This window comes from Bizionia sp. M204, assembly GCF_023205095.1.
In the GTDB taxonomy this organism is placed as follows: domain Bacteria; phylum Bacteroidota; class Bacteroidia; order Flavobacteriales; family Flavobacteriaceae; genus Algorimicrobium; species Algorimicrobium hallyeonense.
This window is the reverse complement of sequence record NZ_CP046242.1, coordinates 2,020,120-2,039,737: the sequence shown is the minus strand read 5'-3', so window position 1 is coordinate 2,039,737 and position 19,618 is coordinate 2,020,120. Positions and strand designations below refer to the sequence as shown.

Here is a 19,618-nt window from a genome sequence, read left to right as displayed (position 1 = left end):
GAGGGTGCAAAAATACAGTTAATATAAACACCTACAAGATTATATTGTGATAAATTGTTTAAGTTTACTTATTAAAATTTCAAATATGATTCGTATTAGTCAACTGTTAGTCATTTGTTTGACTTTCAGTTTTTTACAGGCGCAAAGCAAAAAAGATGATTTTATAACGGTTTTTGAGGCAAGCAACGGAACGGAAACGGCTACATATTATCAAACCATTCAATATTATTCGGATTTGGCAAATGCCTTTCCTCAAATTCAACTGCAAGCTATTGGAAAAACAGATTCTGGTGAGCCTTTGCATATTGTGACTTTTAATGTCGATGCTAAATTTAGTTTCGAAACCATTCGTGAAAATAAACGTGTATTATTAATCAATAATGGTATTCATCCTGGTGAAAGCGATGGTATAGACGCGACGATGATGTTATTTCGTGATATGGCTCAAGGAAAAATTCCAGCACCAAAGAATACCGTTGTAGTTACCATTCCTATTTATAATGTTGGCGGAAGTTTAAATAGAAATTCAGGAACGCGTGCCAATCAAAATGGTCCTAAAGCATACGGCTTTCGTGGCAATGCGCAGAATTTTGATTTGAACCGTGATTTTATAAAAAACGATACCGAGAATGCTAAAACCTTCGCTCAAATTTTTCATTTGGTAAAGCCGGATGTTTTTATAGATAATCATGTAAGTAATGGCGCGGATTATCAATATGTGCTAACTCATTTGTTTACCCAACATAATAAGTTAGGCGGTGAATTGGGGAGTTTTTTACAAAACACCATCATGCCCGCACTGGAAGCGGATTTACAAAAGAAAGATTGGGATATTACACCTTATGTGAATGTTTTTAATCAAGTTCCGGAAATTGGTTTTAGTCAATTTATGGATTATCCACGCTATTCAACGGGATACACCGCACTGTGGAATGTTATTGGAATGATGGTTGAAACACATATGTTAAAACCATACAAACCACGTGTGGAAGGAACCTATGAACTGATGCGAAGTATGATTGCTATTATTGAAAAAGAAGGCGATCATATATCGAAATTGCGCCAAGCTGCATTTGAAGCTTTTAAGAATCAGAAAATGTATCCGTTAGATTGGGAAGTAGATACCACAAAATCTACCACCTTAAACTTTAAAGGTTTTGAAGGAAATACTATAACAAGTGAGGTAACAGGAAAGGAGCGCTTAAAATACGATAGAAACAAACCTTTTGAAAAACCGGTTGCTTATCAGAATTATTTTAAACCAACGGTTGAAGTTGCCGTTCCAAAAGCCTACATCATTCCACAAGGTTGGCACAGAGTAATTGATTTATTAAAACTGAATGGTGTTCAAATGAATCGTTTTGAAAAAGATACCACACTAGCTGTAGAATCCTACAAAATAGCCGATTTTGAAACACGTAAAAGTCCGTATGAAGGCCATTATCAGCATTATAAGACATCTGTTACAGCATCTGAAAATAACCTCTTATTCAGAAAAGGTGATTATTGGATTTCTACCAATCAAAACGCCGTACGTTATCTCGTAGAAACATTAGAACCTCAAGCACCAGATTCCTTTTTTAATTGGAATTTCTTCGATACCATTTTACAGAAGAAGGAAGGTTTTTCGCCTTATGTATTTGAAGATACGGCTTCAGAATTATTGGCGTCTAATTCAGAATTAAAAGCAGAATTTGAAGCTAAAAAACAAGCTGAACCAGAATTTTCTAATAATTGGTATGCGCAATTAAATTGGTTATATGAACGCTCCAACAATTATGAGCCAGCGTATTTGCAATATCCTGTTTATCGCGTGAAATAAATATGTTTTAGCATTTTGATACTGTGTTGCTTAGACCTTATATTTCATGTGTAAAATATTTTTAACGCCATGTAAAAGCTATTGAAAAATAATCTAATTTTGTGTAAAATTTATATCGCGCTTATGCGTTTTTAATGAACAAATACATTGTTGTTAATCAACCAGAAAAATGGAATTTTTCGATTGAGAACATTACCGTGATTTCATCACAAGATTACCTGACCAACCCGCAGTTTTCACTTTTAAAAAATGCACGAATCTTTAACTTATGTAAAGATTATTCGTACCAATCTAAAGGATATTATGTGTCGCTTTTAGCAGAAGCTAGAGGGCATTTAGCCATTCCTACGGTTAAGAATATTGTGGATTTAAAAGCACTAAAACTCGTCCGAATCATTTCCGATGAGTTTGATGATGTGATTCAGCAGAGTCTTAAAAACATCAAATCTCAAGACTTTACCTTAAGTATTTATTTTGGGCAAAATGTGGCTCAAAAATATAAGGAATTAAGCACCTTATTTTACAAGTATTTTCAAGTGCCTTTTTTACGTGTAAAATTTAATCATACCACCAAATGGCATGTGCAAAGTATTCGTGCTATCGCCGAATCGGAAATTCCGGAAGAACACATGTCAAGTGTGCATGCATTTGCAAATCAGTATTTTGCCAAAAAACGCTATGATACACCCAAGTTAATTAAGTCGGATTTCGATTTAGCTATTTTGGTGAACCCAAATGATCCAGCGCCTCCTAGTAATGCTAAAGCACTCAAGAAATTTATTGATGTAGCCGAAAAAATGAATATTTATGCCGAAATAATCGAGCCTAAAGATTTATCGCGCTTATCATCTTTTGATGCCTTGCTAATTCGCCAAAGCACCGAAGTGAATAATGAAGCCTACGCATTTGCTAGAAAGGCCCAGCAAGACGGGATTGCTATTGTAGATTATCCCGACGCTATTTTAAAATGTTGTAACAAAGTTTACATGGCAGAAGCTTTAAATAATGCGAATATTGCCACACCAAAAACCATTATTGTTCATAAGGATAATAAAAACGATGTTATAGCGCAAGTCGGTTTGCCTTGTGTGTTAAAAGCACCAGATTCTACTTTTTCGTTTGGTGTTAAAAAAGCTAAAACCGAAGACGAGTATCATGTGCTTGTTAACAGCATGTTGAAAGAATCGGATTTAATTATAGCGCAGGAATTTTGCCCATCGGATTACGATTGGCGCATTGGAATTATTGATGACAAACCCTTTTTTGCTTGTAAATATTATATGGCAAAAGGCCATTGGCAAATTTACAATTGGGATGCCAAAAAGAAAGATGATCAAGATGGAAATGCTGATTGTTTACCAATAGAAGACGTGCCAAAAATAGTATTAGATATGGCTTTGAAATCTGCCAAGTTAATGGGGGAAGGGCTTTATGGTATTGATATTAAGGTGGTAAATGAAAAACCGATGGTTATTGAAATTAATGACAATCCAAATATAGATTTTGGTGTAGAAGATCGTTATTATGGCGATACCATTTATGTAAAAATTTTAACAGCTTTAAAAAATAGATTGGATTAAGAATGAGAGCTAAAAGATATCATTTATTTGAAGTTTACGGTATTGAACTGGAGTATATGCTCGTTTCAAATACGTTTAAACCGGCAGCTATTGTTGATAAGTTACTTGCCAAAAAAGCGGGTGAAATAACATCCGATGTGGAAAATGGAGCCTTAGCTTGGAGTAATGAATTGGTGGCTCATGTGGTAGAATTAAAAACCAATGGACCAACAGCCGATTTAAATGGATTGTCCGAATCGTTTCATAAAAATATTATTGAAATTAATCAGATTTTAAAAGAATTTGATTCAAAATTACTGCCAACTGCTGCACATCCATTATTGAATCCGTTGATAGATACCGAACTTTGGAAACACAGTTACAGTGAGGTTTACGAATTATACAATCGGATTTTTAATTGTAAAGGACACGGTTGGAGCAATGTGCAAAGCACACATATTAACTTGCCTTTTTTTGATGATACTGAATTTGAAAAATTACATGCCGCCATTCGTGTTATTTTGCCACTTATTCCTGGTTTGTGTGCAAGTTCGCCAATTTTAGAAGGAAAAAACACTGGCTTTAAAGATGCCAGATTGGAATACTACAAAACCAACCAGAAAGAGATCCCAGAATTGACAGGTTTGGTTATTCCAGAACGTGCTTTTACCAAGTTAGATTATTATGAAACGGTTTTCGAGCCTATAAAACGCGCCATAAAACCTCACGATACCAATAATATTTTAGATCATCACTTTTTAAATTCTCGTGGTGCCATTGCACGTTTTGATAGAAATGCTATTGAAATTCGTTTGGTTGATATTCAAGAATGCCCGAAGGCCGATATGGCTATTTGCGCCCTTATTATTGCTGTTTTGAAGTTTTTAGTGGACGAAAAATTCACCACTTTACAAGAGCAGAAAAAATGGACGAAGGAACATTTATACGCCCTATTAAATCCGATAATAAAGGAAGGTGAATACTATGAAGTTTCAAATCTTGACTACTTGAAGTTGTTTCAAGTGGAAAAAATCATGACAGTTCAAGCATTATGGCAACACCTTTTTCAGCTGACAAAAGATTCTATAGGCGAAGTTCATTATGAAGCTTTGGATTGTATTTTAAGTGAAGGTACCTTGGCAACGCGTATTTTAAAAGCCATAAATGATGATTATTCCGAAACACACATTAAAAATGTCTATTGGGAATTAGCAGATTGTCTGCATAAAAATGCCATGTTTAAACCGTGAAATTGGTTTTAACATGCGAGCATGGTGGTAATCATATTCCTAAAGAATATAAAGGGTTATTTATAAATCAAGAAGCTATATTAAACACGCATCGTGGTTTTGATTTGGGCGCCTTGGATGTCTTTCAAAGCTTAAAACCAATAGCTGATTTTTCTAAATTTAGTACTACAAGTCGCTTACTAATTGAATTAAACAGGTCATTGCACCATAAAAATTTGTTTTCTGAATTTACAAGCGAACTTTCACAAGCAGAAAAGCAGAAAATAATAGCGCAATATTATAAGCCATATCGAGATGCTGTAGAAGGTGTCATTTTACAATATATACAAGAAGGCGAAACCGTTATTCATATTTCTATTCACAGTTTTACACCCATTTGGAAAAAGGTAGAAAGGCGGGTTGATATTGGTTTGCTATATGATTCTCGAATTCCAAAAGAAAAGGATTTTTGTAAAGTGTCTAAAGCAGAAATATTGAGAATCAGCAATAATTATGATATTCGCTTCAACCAACCGTATTTAGGTAAGTCAGATGGATTTCCAACCTATTTAAGAAAGCAGTTTTCAGAAAATTATATTGGTATTGAGATTGAAATTAATCAGAAGTATTCTCGTAATAATCAGATGGCTGATTCGTTAAAAACGCTAATTTTTGGCGCTATAAAGCAATGTAAATTAGAATAGTAGCTTGATATTGGCATAACTATTTTTCAAAGCTTCTTGCGCTTCTGCTTCATTAAGCCAAGCAACCTTGGTGATACCTTCATTTTCTTGAGGTTCTAAAGTGCCAGAGTAGGAGGTTGTCATTTCAAACCAATAGGTAATTTTGATTTTGTATTTGCCATTGCGCTTAAATATATGATACGTTGTTTCAAGCGGTTTGGTTATTTTTAAACCTGCAACACCTGTTTCTTCTTCAACTTCGCGAATAGCAGTCGTTTCAATAGATTCTTTCTTTTCAGTTTTTCCTTTTGGTAAATCCCATTTATCATTTCTGAAAATAAAAAGAATTTCTCCTTTTTCATTATATACTTTTCCACCTCCAGCAATAACATTCGGTAGTTTTTTAAGGAATTTTTTAAGGAGCTTTTCTTCTTTAGAATGTATAAGATGAACTTCCTTAACAGATTTCTTGTTCAAATCTTTAATGACTTTGGTGATAGCAACAGATTTTAATAAATAGTTTTTGAAAGATGATTCCTTTTCAACCTCTGTTGTTAAGATAATAGGTTTATCATTAACAAAAACTTTGTACATAGCGTTTATTGTTGCAATTAGGTTTTGTAAAAATATTAAAAATAATAGGATAGCAATAGATTTAAAAAATTAATTTTAAATCATATTTTAAAAATGCAGATTACGTAAAAAAGTGTAATTTTGCAGCTATGATTTTTAATAAAGACACTGCCAGAAAAACTGCCGAAGTTCTACTTCAGGTAAATGCCATAAAATTACGGCCTACAGAACCCTTTACATGGGCTTCGGGATGGAAATCGCCTATTTATTGTGATAATAGAATTATACTTTCTTATCCACCAATCCGAAATTACATTCGTGAAACCATGGCCAAGCAAATTGAAAAACAATATGGCAAACCAGATGTTATTGCCGGTGTAGCAACTGGAGCTATAGGTATTGGTATGTTGGTTGCGGAGTATTTGGGGTTGCCATTTGTATATGTTCGACCTGAAGCTAAAAGTCATGGTCGCCAAAACCAAATTGAAGGACATTTGGAGCCTGGACAAAACGTGGTTGTGGTTGAGGATTTAATTAGTACGGGACAAAGTAGCTTAAATGCTGTTCGCGCTTTAAAAGAAAATCATGCGAATGTTAAAGGTATGATGGCCATTTTTACTTATGGTTTTAATATTTCAAAAGAAAATTTTGAGAAAGAGAATGTGCATTTAACAACCTTAAGTGATTACAATTCACTTTTAGATGAAGCCTACCATACTAATTATATATCCACTAAAGAACAAGGTATTTTAGCTTCTTGGAATGCCAATCCAGCAGAATGGAACGCTAATTGATAGTATTAAAACAAATATTACAAACTTATATTATATACTTATTATGAATTTAGAATCTCCAAAAACAACTATCAATAAATCACCTGAAACGGTGTTTAACTTCTTGTCAGATATTAAAAACTTTGAAAAATTAATGCCTGATAACATTAGTAAATTTGAAGTGTTAGGCGAGGATAAATTTTTATTTGCATTAAAGGGAATGCCCGAAATTATTCTTAAGAAAAAGGAAATGATACCACCAAATAAAATTGTTCTTGGAGCTGCTGGTGGAAAATTGGACTTTTCTTTAATCGGGAATATAACAGAAATTGATGCAAATACAAGTGAAGTACAACTTCAATTTAGCGGCGAATTCAATGCTATGATGGCCATGATGATAAAAGGGCCTATTTCAAAATTTCTTGAAACATTAGCTAGCAATATGCCAAAAGCTGTATAATTAATATAGCAGCGTAACTTCTTTTAACTCATACTCGGCAATTATTTCATCTTCTAATAAAACGCGAAGATTTCCTAAACTTGTCACACCCTGAATGTATCCTGTGAATAAATTACCTTCTTGATCTTTAAAGGTTGAAGGCTTGTTTTTTCTGAACAGGTAACTTTCGTATGTTTCTTTTAAAAGTTTGTGTTGATTGGTTTTTAACTGATTGAAATAAAATTTTAAATTGGTTACAATGCTTAACAGTAATTCATCAGTGTTTAAAGGCGTGCCTACAATTAGCTGTAAGGAAGTTGCATTAGGAAGATCTTTAAATTGCGTTTGGTTAACATTGAGTCCAATACCTATTATAGTACCTCCAAAAGCATTTTGTTTAACGGTGTTTTCTATAAGAATGCCACAGATTTTTTTGTCCTCTGACAAAATGTCGTTAGGCCATTTTATGCTTAGTTTGGGTATTAAAAACTGTTGCAAGGTTTTAATTAGGGCTAAAGAAGTAACCATACTTATAAAGAAATTGTCTTGAAAACCCAAGAATGAAACGTTCTTGAACACGCTAAACATCAGGTTCTTATCGGTTTCAGACTGCCAGTTTGTGCCACGTTGCCCGCGTCCATGAGTTTGGTGCTTGGCGCTAACAATAGTATAATCTGCCAAGGTGCTGTTTGTACTTAATGCTCTTAAATACGAGTTGGTAGAATCGGTGGCATCAAGTTTGATTATATGCATTCGGTGAATTATTGACTATACAGGTAAAATCTTATGATTTTTTTACGGTATAAAGAACTAAAAAATAATAACTTTGCACAAATTAATTTAAGTGAATGGCAAAAAAACAAATCAATGCAGACCAATTGATAGCTACTATTTTAAGCGGAATTGAGGACGTAAAAGGAAAAGACATAAATATATTAGATTTACGCGAGATTGAAAACACGGTTTGCGACTACTTCATAATATGCGAAGGTGCTTCGAACACACAAGTAAATGCCATTGTAAATTCCATCCAGAAAAAAGTAAGTAAAGAACTGAAAGATAAGCCTTGGCATATTGAAGGTTCGGATAATGCTGAATGGGTTTTAATGGATTATGTGAACGTAGTAGTTCATGTTTTTCAGAAGCACATACGCGAGTATTATGATATTGAAAGCCTTTGGGGTGACGCAAAAACAACGGTAATTGAAACAAACTATTAAGGGATATTAATGAACAAGGATACCAAGAAAGATAAAAACAAGAAACCTAAATTCAATATGTATTGGATTTATGGTGGCGTAATCGTGCTATTTATAGCCATGCAAGTGTTGGGAGGAAGCGGATTTGATGAAACAAATCCAACAACACCATCACAATTCATGACATTTTTAAAAGATGGCGATGTTGATAAAGTAGAAATTGTAAACAGGCGCGAAGCCAAAGTATATTTAACATCTGAAGCAGAAGCAAAAGATGTACATAAAAAATCCAAACCTACATCGTTATTGCCAACGGCAACCAAACTACCAAATTATCGATTTGAATTTGGTGATCTTCAAAATTTTGAAGATGATATAGCCAAAGTTATACAAGCGGAAGATTTAGACCCAAAACCAAAAATTGAGTACAAAACAGAACAGAATGTTTGGGGCGATTTCCTAATAGGATTACTACCGTTTATTTTATTAATAGGCGTTTGGATTTTTATAATGAGACGTATGTCTGGTGGTTCTGGTGGTGGAGCTGGTGGTCAAATATTTAATATTGGTAAATCACGTGCTAAGCTATTTGATGAGAATACAGATGTTAAAACATCCTTTAAAGATGTTGCCGGTTTAGAAGGTGCTAAAGAAGAAGTTCAAGAAATTGTTGACTTCCTTAAAAATCCAGAAAAATACACCAATTTAGGTGGTAAAATCCCTAAAGGAGCCTTATTAGTAGGACCTCCAGGAACGGGTAAAACATTATTAGCTAAAGCCGTTGCTGGTGAAGCAAAAGTGCCGTTCTTTTCATTGTCTGGTTCAGATTTCGTGGAAATGTTTGTAGGTGTTGGTGCCTCTAGAGTGCGAGATTTATTTAAACAAGCCAAAGAGAAATCGCCAGCTATTATTTTCATTGATGAAATTGATGCTATTGGTCGTGCTCGTGGTAAAAATAATATGTCAGGTTCTAATGATGAACGTGAAAACACCTTAAACCAATTACTAACAGAAATGGATGGTTTTGGTACTAATACAAACGTCATAGTATTGGCAGCAACCAACCGAGCAGATGTTTTAGATAAAGCATTAATGCGTGCAGGACGTTTTGATAGACAAATTTTTGTGGACCTGCCAGATGTTCGTGAGCGTAAGGAAATTTTTGAAGTGCATTTAAGGCCTTTAAAAAAGGCAGAAGATTTAGATATTGACTTCTTGTCTAAGCAAACACCAGGTTTCTCTGGAGCTGATATTGCTAATGTTTGTAACGAAGCCGCGTTAATTGCCGCTAGAAATGGTAAAAAAGCCGTAGATAAACAAGATTTCTTGGATGCCGTAGATAGAATTGTAGGAGGACTTGAAAAGAAAAATAAAATTATAACGTCAGGTGAGAAGAAAGCTGTAGCCTATCATGAAGCTGGTCACGCAACCGTAAGTTGGATGTTAGAACATGCAGCACCTTTAGTAAAAGTTACTATTGTACCTCGTGGACGTTCATTAGGAGCAGCATGGTATTTACCAGAAGAACGCTTAATTGTTAGACCCGAACAAATGCTAGATGAAATGTGCGCTGCTTTAGGCGGTCGTGCGGCTGAAAAAGTAATTTTCAATCAAATTTCAACGGGTGCATTAAGCGATTTAGAAAAAGTGACCAAACAAGCACGTGCTATGGTAACGGTTTATGGCTTAAGTGACAAAGTTGGGAATTTAACCTATTATGATTCTTCAGGACAAAACGAATACGGTTTTACAAAACCTTATAGTGAGAAAACCTCGGAATTAATTGATGACGAAATTTCTAGAATCATAGAAGAACAGTACCAACGTGCTATTAAACTTCTTGAAGAAAATAAAGATAAATTAACCGAATTAGCTAACGTGCTATTGGAAAAAGAAGTTATCTTTAAAGATAATTTAGAAAAAATATTTGGAAAACGACCATTTGATAAACATGTGATCGATACCGAAGAAGAAGAATAAATCAAAATTTTTCTGTTAACATTTATTAAAAATCTTAAATTAGCCTTACGGTTCGTTTAAGATTTTTTATATTTGAAAAACACCTTAAATTACTCGTATTTAATAGCAAAAACATAAATGAGTCTATTTAGAAAAATTTTTGGTTCCAAATCTGTTGATTCAGACAAGGAATTAAAATCTAATGAGCGAGGCAAGTATATGCCAGAAATTAAATTACCTATAGATGAGCGGTTTACAATAAACTTCAAGGCTAATGGTGGTAAGTTTCTGTATTGCGAAAATTTAGATGAAATTTTTGATAGCTTAAACAATATCATTATTGAAAATGATTGGGAAGAGAAAAGTGTGTTAATCTATGATGAGCAATTAAACCAAAAATTCAAAAATTCTGATTTAAATGTAACACGTGTCAGTACTGACGCCGAATATTTTTTAACCACCTGCGAAAACTTAATTGCGGATGATGGTTCGTTATTGATTTCCTCCAACCAAATAGCAGAAAAGAAATTAATTGAATTTCCTGAAAATTTTATTGTTTTTGCCACAACTAGCCAAATTACAGCTAATATTGGAGAAGGTTTACGAGGAATAAAAAACAACAATTCAAAAAGAATACCCACAAATATCACCACCATAAAACATTTTAAAACTTCAGAAAATAAAGAGAAAGAAAATGATTTTATGAGTTATGGTAGCAATTCTAAAAATTTATACTTACTTCTGTTAGAAGACCTATAGCATGAAAGAAATCCTTATAAGATCCTTTACGGGTTTGTTATATGTTTCATTGTTAATGGTGTCTCTATTAAACGAACACGCTTTAATAATCCTGTTTTTTATTTTCGGATTGATATGTATGGGAGAATTTAAAAAACTTATTGGCTATAAATCTTTTTGGCCTTATGTGATTTTTACACTCATGTATTTAATATTTGGTTATTGGCAGTTTTTCATGAAAACAGATGCGGGTTTAAGTGCAGCCACGCGTATTCTACAAGTAATTACGATTTTTGTGCAACTACTTTTAATTAAAGACTTATTTGCAGAAAAACGAATTCCATTATTTATTTCCAAACGATTTTTACTCTCAACCTTTTATTTATCTAGTGCTTTTGTATTTCTTGTATTGATTGCAAATTATAATAGTGAGTACAATCCGTTTATTCTATTAGGCGCTTTTATTTTGGTTTGGGTAAATGATACCTTTGCCTTTTTGGTGGGTAAGAATTTTGGGAAACAGAAGCTTTTCGAAAAAATTTCACCAAAGAAAACGGTGGAAGGCTTTATAGGTGGATTATTTTTTTCATCCGTAGCTAGCTATTTTATTGCTACCTTTACCGAAACATTAAGTTTTAATAATTGGCTAATATTAGCAATTATAATTAGTGTTTTTGGAACTTTGGGAGACTTAATAGAATCCAAATTTAAACGCCAAGCTGGTGTTAAAGATAGTGGTGTTATAATGCCGGGTCATGGCGGGTTGTTAGACCGGTTAGATAGTATTATCTTTGCAGCACCTTTTATTCATTTGTTTTTAGAAATTATATAGTATGTTTCATAAAGAAGGACATAAAATTATTTTAATTACGCTAATCGTTGTTGTAGCGTTATTTTTGATATCAGATACTTACGTGGTATTACCATGGCTTAACATGATTATCATGATAGGGTTGCTATTGTTTTTATTATTGATTTTACAATTCTTTAGAAACCCAAAAAGGCAAACTTCATATAATGATAACCATATTGTTTCACCAGTGGATGGCAAGGTTGTAGTTATTGAAGAGGTTTTTGAAAAAGAATATTTCAATGAAAAACGTTTACAGGTTAGTATCTTTATGTCGCCTATAAATGTACATGTTACAAGATATCCTATTGGTGGGCAAGTTGTGTATAGTAAATACCATCCAGGTAAATATTTAGTAGCATGGCACCCAAAAGCAAGCGAAGAGAACGAACGTACGACGGTGGTTGTAGAAAATGAAATTTTCGGACCTATACTATATAGACAAATTGCTGGAGCCCTAGCAAAACGAATTGTTAACTATGCTAAAGAAGGACAACAAATAAATCAAGGAAGCGACTCTGGATTTATAAAATTTGGTTCACGTGTAGATTTATTTTTACCTTTAGATGCAAAAATTAACGTATCACTTAACCAAAAAGTTCGTGGTGCTGAAAGTATTATAGCTGAAAAATAATGACTTCTGAAGAATTAGATATCGCCTTTAAAGAAGCTGTTGATAGAATTAACGATCATCATGAGCCTTTTCCTGCTGACTTTTTATTAAGATTATATGCTTATTTCAAAAAAGCAACTAATGATTATAGTAGACCGAGTAGTAGCAAGCCCCTAATTTCCGCTTTTAAAACAAATGCATTGTTTCAAATTCAAAACATCACGGAAGACGAGGCTAAAGAAACTTATATTGAGTTAGTCAATAATTATTTCCTTTATAGAAAATAAGTAAGCTATTCTACTTTTTTAGTTGTTCCCTACCTTTTTTATTGATTATCCAATACAAACTCTAGTGGTTTTCCGGTTGCCCCATTTGGGAAGCTAATTCCTAACATTGCCGATATAGTGGGTGCAATATCTGGAATTACTGTTTTTTCCAATGTACTACCCTTTGCTATACCTTTTCCGAAGAATAATAAAGGTACATGCGTATCATAATTAAAACCACTACCATGAGTTGAACCTGTTTTACTATATGAAATGTAGGCCGCATCTGGTACTATTAAAACATCTCCAGAGCGCTTTTGGTTATAGCCATTCTGTAACAAGGATTCAATTCCTGTTGTAAATGATGTATTGTGCATGGTTGTTGCGGTGTAAATTTTTGCAACACGCTCATACTTTATTAATTCGTTTACAATAGTTTCTTGTACATCAGCTAAATTTAATTTTAGTTCTGAAATTTTATCTCTATTCAAAAATATCTGATTATTACTCACATTTTCTATTAAATCTTCCACGCCAAATCTTTCCGTGATAAAAGCGCTAAATTTTTGTTTGGTTTCTTTATTATTTAAATAACCAGAAGGGATTTTAATTGAGGTTAAATAGGAAGGTACATCAACAGCTCCATGATCGGCAGTTAAAAATATAGTATATTCACCTTCCCCAACGGTTTTGTCCAAATAATTGAAAAAGCGTTCAAGATCTAAATCCAGTCGTAAATACGTGTCCTGAATTTCCTTGCTGTTAACTCCAAAATTATGACCTACATAATCTGTGCTTGAGTAGCTTAAAGTTAAGATATCTGTTATATTATCTTGGCCTAATTGTTCGCCAGCAATGGCAGCTATGGCAAAATCAGTTGTTAAATTATTTCCGTATGCCGTAGCTTTTAAAATGTCAAATCCTTTGTTATCCGTTTTTAGTTGCTCCAAATCATAGGGGAAAGTTGCTGTTTCTTGACCTTTAAAACCACCTTCAAAATCATTTAAATCGGGTCCGCTTTCAGTATATGTTTCAATAGGATAAAGCGTATGCCAAACTTTTAAATATGATTCAGCTGTATCTGCTGAATTAAATTGTTTAACCCATTCTGGTAACTCATTCATGTAAAACGAACTACTAATCCATTGCCCTTCATCTTTTCCATGGAACCAATACGCAGCGTTGGCAGCATGTCCTGCGGGTAAAATAGCACCTCTATCTTTCATAGAAATACCAATAGTTTTTCCTTTCATTTGTGTAAACAAACGATTTTCATCGGCAAATGATGTGGTTTGCATACGGTGTGGCGACATTTTTCCTGCATCATCTAGTGTGCCAATAGGTTGAACATTATCGTCGCCAGCGCAATACACAGATTCTTTTATTTCTTTATCATACCAATTATTGGCTATAATACCGTGATATTTTGGTGTGGTTCCCGTGAAAACCGATGCGTGTCCGGGTCCTGTGTAGGTTGGAATGTAATTAAAATGATTGTTTTTACAGTTAAAACCGTCATTCATCATGCGTTTAAATCCACCTTCAGCGTATTTGTTGTAAAAACGAGTTAAATAATCATATCTCATTTGGTCTACAACAATCCCAACCACTAATTTTGGATTGCTGTTAGATATGCTTTTTTCTGAAGTACTTGTAGCCTTTAAAGGTGTTTTTTGAGCTTGGCAAGCACTGAATGTAAAGAGGATAATTACAATTAAAATACTATTTTTCATTTTGAAAGGGAATTTATAATTCAAAAGTAAGGATTTTTAAATATCCCTAATTAAAATTACCGTTAAATACATATTTGTTTTTTATTTTAGCAAGAAGAAAAAGCAGAATGACATACCTACACAATATTGGTACTTATTTTTTAATGATTAAGGCTATGTTTCATAAACCCACAAAATGGTCGGTTATGAAACGTTTAATTTTTAATGATATTGATGATTTAATTATAGGATCATTAGGTATCGTGGCTTTTATTTCATTTTTCGTGGGTGGTGTTGTTACTATTCAGACAGCCCTAAACATGACAAGTCCAATAATTCCGAAAACGCTTATTGGGTTTGCAACTAGACAGTCGGTTATTTTAGAGTTTGCGCCTACTTTTATTTCGGTAATTATGGCGGGTAAAGTAGGGTCGTTTATAACTTCTAGTATTGGAACCATGCGTGTTACAGAACAAATTGATGCCCTAGAAGTTATGGGTATCAACGCGGTTAATTATTTGGTGTTTCCAAAATTTGTAGCCCTTATGTTGTACCCATTTGTTATTTCTATTGCCATGTTTTTAGGTATCGTTGGTGGTTTAGCGGCTTGTTATTATGGTGGCTATAGTACTGTTGAAGATTATATTATAGGTGTTCAAGAAGATTTTATACCCTTTCATATTACCTATGCCTTTATTAAAACAGTTATTTTTGCCTTCCTATTAGCTACCATTCCGTCCTATTATGGATTTTATATGCGTGGTGGTGCATTGGAAGTTGGTAAAGCAAGTACTACTTCGTTTGTATGGACTAGTGTTGTAATTATACTTTGTAACTATATTTTAACTCAATTACTATTATCATGATAGAAGTAAAAAATTTACATAAGTCCTTTGGAGATGCCCATATTTTAAAAGGTATTTCTACTACTTTTGAAAAGGGTAAAACAAGTTTAGTAATTGGACAAAGTGGATCTGGTAAAACCGTCTTTTTAAAATGTTTGTTGGGTTTGTTTACGCCAGAGGATGGTGCTATTGAGTATGATGGTAAAGTATATTCGAAATTATCGGATGACCAAAAAAGCGACTTGCGTGCGGAAATGGGCATGGTTTTTCAGGGTAGTGCCTTGTTTGATTCCATGACGATTTTAGAAAATGTAATGTTTCCTCTACGGATGTTTACCAAGCAAAGTAAAAGTGAAATGAAAGAACGCGCTGAATTTGTTTTGGAGCGTGTTAATTTAGAGGATGATCACAATAAATTTCCAAGTGAAGCTTCTGGAGGTATGCAAAAACGGGTTGCTATTGCGCGTGCTATTGTAAATAAACCGAAGTATCTATTTTGCGATGAACCGAACTCGGGTTTAGATCCTAAAACTGCTATGGTAATTGATAATTTGATTCAAGAAATTACGGAAGAATATGATATGACTACGGTTATCAACTCTCACGATATGAATTCCGTTATGGAAATTGGTCAGAAAATTGTGTTCTTAAAAAATGGTTTAAAAGAGTGGGAAGGCTCTAAGAATAATATTTTTAAAACCGACAATGAAGCCGTTACAAACTTTGTTTACTCTTCAGATCTTTTTAAAAAAGTGCGCCAAATGTATATAGAAGAGCGCGCTTAATTTATTTGTCTTACAACCAGCGTGTCCAATTTTAATTTTACTTTCAACCACCGTTCTAATTTATCTTGCTCTTTAGCAATTCCTGCCGAATTCATTTTGTCTTTATTCCATTTTACTGAAAACACCGAAACAGTATCTATCTTTTTAAAATCTGATGCAATTTCACTAGAATAGCTAAATCGGTCTAAATTTTCGTAGTTAATTTTAACTTCTTTAATTACATCGTCAAATGGAATGGTATTTTTCTCATAAGCAGATAGCATTTTAACACGATCTTCCAATAAACTAATTTTTTGTGTTTGGTAAATTAAATCAACCGAGTCACGAAACCTAATTTGTTCCATGTACTTCATATTATCATACTGTTCTGTACGACTTTGATTAAAAATAATTCGCGTGTTGGCTAGGGCTGGATAATCTGATGTTTTACTTTTTATCAATCCAATTGTAGATTCAGGAATTTCACCTAAACCATAGGTGTTAAATTCAATATAGGAGTCACCATCGTTAAATTTAGGAATGGTATTCTTTTTAATGTACTCATATTGGGGCAAACCTTTTAGCTCATTATCTACAAAACGTTTAGCTTCTGTATCAAAATTACTTTCCTGTAGTACTTTCCAAAACGTGAAACCGGCAGGTACCATAACTATAATTGCCAAAAAAGAGGCAATTTGGGCAGTGCGCTTACGCCTTTTAGAATTGGCGTATCTCAACATTGGGAATCGTAATGCTTTTACTACAATAAATGTGGCCAATGCAATAAAAATGGTGTTGATTATAAACAAGTACATAGCCCCAAAAAAGTATGGCCAATTACCTTTAGCTAATCCGTAACCAGCCGTACATAATGGTGGCATTAAAGCGGTTGCAATGGCTACACCAAAAATGGCAGAAGCAATAGTACCACGTTTTGTTTTGGCTATAATTAAGGCTGCTCCACCAAAAAAGGCAATTAATACATCACGAATATCTGGCTGTACACGTCCTAATAATTCCGACGTGTCTTCGCTCAATGGAAATAACCAAAAGAAAAGATACGCGGTTAATAAACTCAACACAATCATGGTGGCTAAATTTATTAACGACCGTTTCATGGTGTCTATATCATTAACAGCTACAGATAAACCAATACCTAAAATTGGACCCATAAGTGGGGATATTAACATGGCACCAATAACAACTGCTGTGGAATTGGCATTTAATCCAATAGATGCAACAAAAATAGAACATACTAAAATCCAAGCAGTTGCCCCTTTAAACGATATGTCTCTTTTAATAGCTTCGGTCGTTTCATCACGATCTGTATCTTCACGAAAATCTAATAATTCAATTAAGAATTTTTTAATGTTTTCAAAAAGACCTCTTGCATCTTTTTTTACTGCTTTTTTAGATTCTTCAACAGCCGCTTCGCTTTTTGCGTCTTCAGCAGCAGTTTCTTTTTTTGTTTCTTCTTCTTCAGAAAAGTTAAACTTATTTTCTTCCATGTTTAAATGAATTGGTCTCCAAAATTATCTTTAACGCGTTGCAATGTTTCTTTAATATCTTGTTCTTTAGACTTTGGAAAGATAAGTAAAACTTCCGCTTTGTCCACTACGATATAATCGGTTAAACCATCAATTACAACGAGTTTTTTCCCGTCGGTCCTGATCATGTTTCCTGATGCATCCTCGGTTAAGGTTTGCGCATTTACAACCGCATTTTTGTTGGTGTCTTTATCTAATTTATCATACAAACTACCCCAAGTTCCTAAATCATTCCAATCAAAAGTAGCAGGAAGGACATACACGTTGTTTGAGGATTCCATAATAGCATAATCCACTGAAATATTTTCAGCCTTACCATAATTCTCGGCTATAAAGGCGGCTTCCTTTTCGGTGTTGTAAGCCGATATTCCACTTTCAAAAAGTGTAAATAATTCCGATTGGTTGTTTTTAAAAGCATCAATAACGCTCGAAACACTCCACATAAAAATTCCTGCATTCCACAGAAAATTGCCCTGTTCTATAAATGCTTTAGCCGTTTTATAATTGGGTTTTTCTCTAAATTGTTTTACAGGTTTAATATCGGTTTCGGTCGTTTTATCGTATTCAATATAACCATAGCCTGTGTTTGGAAATGTTGGCTTAATACCTAAAGTCATGAGTGCATCATAAGATTTACAAAACTCAAAAGCCTGCTTTACATTGGTAGTAAAGGCAGCTTCATCTTCAATCCAATGGTCACTTGGAGCGACAATCATTAAGGCATCTGGATTTTCTTTCTGAATTTTTAAAGATGCATATAGAATACAAGGTGCTGTATTTCGCATGGCTGGTTCCAGTACAACCTGACGTTTGGTTATTTCAGGAAGTTGTTCAAAAACCAAATCGTTATAACGTTCATTGGTGAGAATGAAAATATTTTCTTTAGGAATAAGCTTACTTAATCGGCTGAAGGTTTTCTGAATGAGCGTATCACCAGTTCCTAACATATCATGAAATTGTTTTGGGAAATCTTGAGTGCTTACTGGCCAGAAACGCGAGCCAACACCTCCTGCCATTAATATGGCGTAATAATTTTTATTCATTTAGTTTCATTTAATCTTACCAAAAACACCTGTTTAAAGGACCTTGTTTGGAAAGATATTCATTAATCATTTATAACGTCTACTTCTGCATTTGGGTTGAAAAGATACAATTTTCCTGTTTTAATTTCAATACATTCAATTCGTTTTACACGTTTATTGCCCTTTTTAAAAACTTTACCATTATATAGTTTAAAGTGATGCCCAAATGGGATTTCAAACACATAGGTTTTGTCATTTTGTGGATCAAATTGTTTTAAAGCGAATGCTAATTTTATATCTGTATCACTACTAGCTTTTGGGTTTTTAAAGTGATTGGCCAAAAGTGGTAATAAATCCATTGGAAAAATAGCTGGATTTAAAAATGGTAACATCAATTTTTGAAACGTGTGTTTCCAAGCTTTTCCATGCGGCTTAATATGTTTTCCAAAGGCTTTATAAGCTTCAAAGTGAGCAATTTCATGAATCAACGTGATTAAAAAACGATAGGAATTTAAGTTGGAATTTATAGTAATTTCATGCTTTCCGTTGGCCAACCGTCTATAATCACCATGACGCGTTTTACGTTCCGTCTTAATTTTCACAGTTAAATCATCATGGTCCAATAGTGCCATTATCTGTGGAATAGCAGCACTAGGAATATAAGATTTTAAGGTGTTTTCCATATTGCAAAATAACGCAATTCCCGTATCATTATTTAGGATAGAAGCGAGTTATTTTTAATAACTATTATTAGTAAAAATAAACATAAAAAAAAGCCAAATTCATGGTAATGAAATTGGCTTTTCTATCAAAAAAAAAGAAATAATTATTCTTTGTTTTTTTGATTTTTAATAGTCTTTTTATCAATATCAAAATCGTTGGTTTTAATATTGGTATTTCCGGTTGGATTTGTTGGATTTTTCTGTTCTTTGGTTGGTTTAAATTTTCTTTTGTCGGTTATAGTTCCCATAATTTATATCTTTTTAAGTTTACTTTAATATAATGAAAAATGCCTAATGTTTTAT

At 33.6% G+C, this 19,618-nt stretch carries 21 protein-coding genes; 14 read left to right on the top strand and 7 right to left on the bottom strand.

Going from position 1 to position 19,618, the window contains the following annotated elements; all coding sequences use genetic code 11:
* The first annotated feature begins 85 nt into the window (after positions 1-85).
* The 4 genes from GMA17_RS09330 to GMA17_RS09315 all read left to right on the top strand — a co-directional run bounded on the left by GMA17_RS09330 (position 86) and on the right by GMA17_RS09315 (position 5,314).
* Positions 86-1,822 (top strand): M14 family metallopeptidase, encoded by a 1,737-nt coding sequence (locus tag GMA17_RS09330; protein WP_248395356.1) that lies wholly within the window; start codon positions 86-88, stop codon positions 1,820-1,822.
* Between the two features lie 134 nt (positions 1,823-1,956).
* Positions 1,957-3,402 carry a RimK family protein gene (locus GMA17_RS09325; protein WP_248395355.1) on the top strand — a complete coding sequence of 482 codons (1,446 nt, stop codon included), beginning with the start codon at positions 1,957-1,959 and terminating at the stop codon, positions 3,400-3,402.
* A 2-nt stretch (positions 3,403-3,404) separates the two neighbouring features.
* The gene (locus GMA17_RS09320) at positions 3,405-4,631 is read left to right on the top strand and encodes a glutamate-cysteine ligase family protein (RefSeq protein ID WP_248395353.1); all 1,227 of its coding nucleotides are present in this window, start codon (positions 3,405-3,407) and stop codon (positions 4,629-4,631) included.
* On the top strand, positions 4,628-5,314 hold the full coding sequence (locus GMA17_RS09315; protein WP_248395351.1) for an N-formylglutamate amidohydrolase: 687 nt from the start codon (positions 4,628-4,630) through the stop codon (positions 5,312-5,314). Before GMA17_RS09320 ends, GMA17_RS09315 begins: the two co-directional genes overlap by 4 nt.
* Here the strand turns inward: GMA17_RS09315 and GMA17_RS09310 are convergent.
* Entirely contained in the window at positions 5,306-5,887 is a 582-nt protein-coding gene (locus tag GMA17_RS09310) for an NUDIX hydrolase (protein ID WP_248395349.1), read from the bottom strand. The genes GMA17_RS09315 and GMA17_RS09310 overlap by 9 nt on opposite strands.
* 128 nt (positions 5,888-6,015) lie before the next feature.
* On the opposite strand from GMA17_RS09310, the gene pyrE reads away from it, so the two are divergent.
* Positions 6,016-6,660 (top strand): orotate phosphoribosyltransferase, encoded by a 645-nt coding sequence (gene pyrE, locus GMA17_RS09305; RefSeq protein ID WP_248395347.1) that lies wholly within the window; start codon positions 6,016-6,018, stop codon positions 6,658-6,660.
* A 43-nt stretch (positions 6,661-6,703) separates the two neighbouring features.
* Complete coding sequence (locus GMA17_RS09300) at positions 6,704-7,099, top strand: SRPBCC family protein (protein ID WP_248395345.1); 396 nt, start codon at positions 6,704-6,706, stop codon at positions 7,097-7,099.
* On the opposite strand, the gene GMA17_RS09295 is transcribed toward GMA17_RS09300, so the two are convergent.
* Positions 7,100-7,831 carry a biotin--[acetyl-CoA-carboxylase] ligase gene (locus GMA17_RS09295; protein ID WP_248395343.1) on the bottom strand — a complete coding sequence of 244 codons (732 nt, stop codon included), beginning with the start codon at positions 7,829-7,831 and terminating at the stop codon, positions 7,100-7,102.
* 95 nt (positions 7,832-7,926) lie between these two features.
* Between GMA17_RS09295 and rsfS the strand changes: the two genes are divergently transcribed.
* From rsfS to GMA17_RS09265, 6 genes are all read left to right on the top strand, one after another.
* On the top strand, positions 7,927-8,298 hold the full coding sequence (rsfS, locus tag GMA17_RS09290) for a ribosome silencing factor (RefSeq protein ID WP_248395341.1): 372 nt from the start codon (positions 7,927-7,929) through the stop codon (positions 8,296-8,298).
* A gap of 9 nt (positions 8,299-8,307) precedes the next feature.
* Positions 8,308-10,257: an ATP-dependent zinc metalloprotease FtsH gene (gene ftsH, locus GMA17_RS09285; protein WP_248395339.1), complete on the top strand. Its 1,950-nt coding sequence runs from the start codon at positions 8,308-8,310 to the stop codon at positions 10,255-10,257.
* A 117-nt stretch (positions 10,258-10,374) separates the two neighbouring features.
* Positions 10,375-10,995, top strand: a complete 621-nt coding sequence (locus GMA17_RS09280) for an LUD domain-containing protein (RefSeq protein WP_248395337.1) — start codon at positions 10,375-10,377, stop codon at positions 10,993-10,995.
* 1 nt (position 10,996) lies between these two features.
* The gene (locus GMA17_RS09275) at positions 10,997-11,806 is read left to right on the top strand and encodes a phosphatidate cytidylyltransferase (protein ID WP_248395335.1); all 810 of its coding nucleotides are present in this window, start codon (positions 10,997-10,999) and stop codon (positions 11,804-11,806) included.
* Position 11,807: 1 nt separating this feature from the next.
* The gene (locus GMA17_RS09270; RefSeq protein WP_248395333.1) at positions 11,808-12,458 is read left to right on the top strand and encodes a phosphatidylserine decarboxylase family protein; all 651 of its coding nucleotides are present in this window, start codon (positions 11,808-11,810) and stop codon (positions 12,456-12,458) included.
* A complete protein-coding gene (locus GMA17_RS09265; RefSeq protein WP_066254621.1) occupies positions 12,458-12,724 on the top strand; it encodes an acyl-CoA-binding protein in 267 nt (88 codons plus the stop codon). Before GMA17_RS09270 ends, GMA17_RS09265 begins: the two co-directional genes overlap by 1 nt.
* Positions 12,725-12,762: 38 nt before the next feature.
* On the opposite strand, the gene pafA is transcribed toward GMA17_RS09265, so the two are convergent.
* A complete protein-coding gene (gene pafA / locus GMA17_RS09260; protein WP_248395331.1) occupies positions 12,763-14,436 on the bottom strand; it encodes an alkaline phosphatase PafA in 1,674 nt (557 codons plus the stop codon).
* A gap of 107 nt (positions 14,437-14,543) precedes the next feature.
* On the opposite strand from pafA, the gene GMA17_RS09255 reads away from it, so the two are divergent.
* Both GMA17_RS09255 and GMA17_RS09250 read left to right on the top strand, forming a co-directional pair.
* Positions 14,544-15,281: an ABC transporter permease gene (locus GMA17_RS09255; protein WP_248395329.1), complete on the top strand. Its 738-nt coding sequence runs from the start codon at positions 14,544-14,546 to the stop codon at positions 15,279-15,281.
* Entirely contained in the window at positions 15,278-16,045 is a 768-nt protein-coding gene (locus GMA17_RS09250; RefSeq protein WP_248395327.1) for an ABC transporter ATP-binding protein, read from the top strand. Before GMA17_RS09255 ends, GMA17_RS09250 begins: the two co-directional genes overlap by 4 nt.
* Here GMA17_RS09250 and GMA17_RS09245 read toward each other — a convergent pair.
* From GMA17_RS09245 to GMA17_RS09230, 4 genes are all read right to left on the bottom strand, one after another.
* Positions 16,042-17,532, bottom strand: coding sequence for a TIGR00341 family protein (locus GMA17_RS09245; RefSeq protein WP_248395324.1), 1,491 nt, complete (start codon positions 17,530-17,532; stop codon positions 16,042-16,044). The genes GMA17_RS09250 and GMA17_RS09245 overlap by 4 nt on opposite strands.
* A gap of 2 nt (positions 17,533-17,534) precedes the next feature.
* The gene (locus tag GMA17_RS09240; protein WP_248395322.1) at positions 17,535-18,614 is read right to left on the bottom strand and encodes a mannose-1-phosphate guanylyltransferase; all 1,080 of its coding nucleotides are present in this window, start codon (positions 18,612-18,614) and stop codon (positions 17,535-17,537) included.
* A gap of 62 nt (positions 18,615-18,676) precedes the next feature.
* Positions 18,677-19,276, bottom strand: coding sequence for a SprT-like domain-containing protein (locus GMA17_RS09235; protein WP_248395320.1), 600 nt, complete (start codon positions 19,274-19,276; stop codon positions 18,677-18,679).
* Positions 19,277-19,419: 143 nt separating this feature from the next.
* Positions 19,420-19,563, bottom strand: coding sequence for a hypothetical protein (locus GMA17_RS09230; protein ID WP_248395318.1), 144 nt, complete (start codon positions 19,561-19,563; stop codon positions 19,420-19,422).
* Positions 19,564-19,618 lie beyond the last annotated feature (55 nt).

What these genes read in the sequence shown, in the direction of transcription:
- GMA17_RS09330 (WP_248395356.1), top strand. Translation starts at nt 86, where the DNA reads ATGATTCGTATTAGTCAACTGTTAGTCATTTGTTTGACTTTCAGTTTT.
- GMA17_RS09325 (WP_248395355.1), top strand. Translation starts at nt 1,957, where the DNA reads ATGAACAAATACATTGTTGTTAATCAACCAGAAAAATGGAATTTTTCG.
- GMA17_RS09320 (WP_248395353.1), top strand. Translation starts at nt 3,405, where the DNA reads ATGAGAGCTAAAAGATATCATTTATTTGAAGTTTACGGTATTGAACTG.
- GMA17_RS09310 (WP_248395349.1), bottom strand. Translation starts at nt 5,887, where the DNA reads ATGTACAAAGTTTTTGTTAATGATAAACCTATTATCTTAACAACAGAG.
- pyrE (WP_248395347.1), top strand. Translation starts at nt 6,016, where the DNA reads ATGATTTTTAATAAAGACACTGCCAGAAAAACTGCCGAAGTTCTACTT.
- GMA17_RS09300 (WP_248395345.1), top strand. Translation starts at nt 6,704, where the DNA reads ATGAATTTAGAATCTCCAAAAACAACTATCAATAAATCACCTGAAACG.
- GMA17_RS09295 (WP_248395343.1), bottom strand. Translation starts at nt 7,831, where the DNA reads ATGCATATAATCAAACTTGATGCCACCGATTCTACCAACTCGTATTTA.
- rsfS (WP_248395341.1), top strand. Translation starts at nt 7,927, where the DNA reads ATGGCAAAAAAACAAATCAATGCAGACCAATTGATAGCTACTATTTTA.
- ftsH (WP_248395339.1), top strand. Translation starts at nt 8,308, where the DNA reads ATGAACAAGGATACCAAGAAAGATAAAAACAAGAAACCTAAATTCAAT.
- GMA17_RS09280 (WP_248395337.1), top strand. Translation starts at nt 10,375, where the DNA reads ATGAGTCTATTTAGAAAAATTTTTGGTTCCAAATCTGTTGATTCAGAC.
- GMA17_RS09275 (WP_248395335.1), top strand. Translation starts at nt 10,997, where the DNA reads ATGAAAGAAATCCTTATAAGATCCTTTACGGGTTTGTTATATGTTTCA.
- GMA17_RS09270 (WP_248395333.1), top strand. Translation starts at nt 11,808, where the DNA reads ATGTTTCATAAAGAAGGACATAAAATTATTTTAATTACGCTAATCGTT.
- GMA17_RS09265 (WP_066254621.1), top strand. Translation starts at nt 12,458, where the DNA reads ATGACTTCTGAAGAATTAGATATCGCCTTTAAAGAAGCTGTTGATAGA.
- pafA (WP_248395331.1), bottom strand. Translation starts at nt 14,436, where the DNA reads ATGAAAAATAGTATTTTAATTGTAATTATCCTCTTTACATTCAGTGCT.
- GMA17_RS09255 (WP_248395329.1), top strand. Translation starts at nt 14,544, where the DNA reads ATGACATACCTACACAATATTGGTACTTATTTTTTAATGATTAAGGCT.
- GMA17_RS09250 (WP_248395327.1), top strand. Translation starts at nt 15,278, where the DNA reads ATGATAGAAGTAAAAAATTTACATAAGTCCTTTGGAGATGCCCATATT.
- GMA17_RS09245 (WP_248395324.1), bottom strand. Translation starts at nt 17,532, where the DNA reads ATGGAAGAAAATAAGTTTAACTTTTCTGAAGAAGAAGAAACAAAAAAA.
- GMA17_RS09240 (WP_248395322.1), bottom strand. Translation starts at nt 18,614, where the DNA reads ATGAATAAAAATTATTACGCCATATTAATGGCAGGAGGTGTTGGCTCG.
- GMA17_RS09235 (WP_248395320.1), bottom strand. Translation starts at nt 19,276, where the DNA reads ATGGAAAACACCTTAAAATCTTATATTCCTAGTGCTGCTATTCCACAG.
- GMA17_RS09230 (WP_248395318.1), bottom strand. Translation starts at nt 19,563, where the DNA reads ATGGGAACTATAACCGACAAAAGAAAATTTAAACCAACCAAAGAACAG.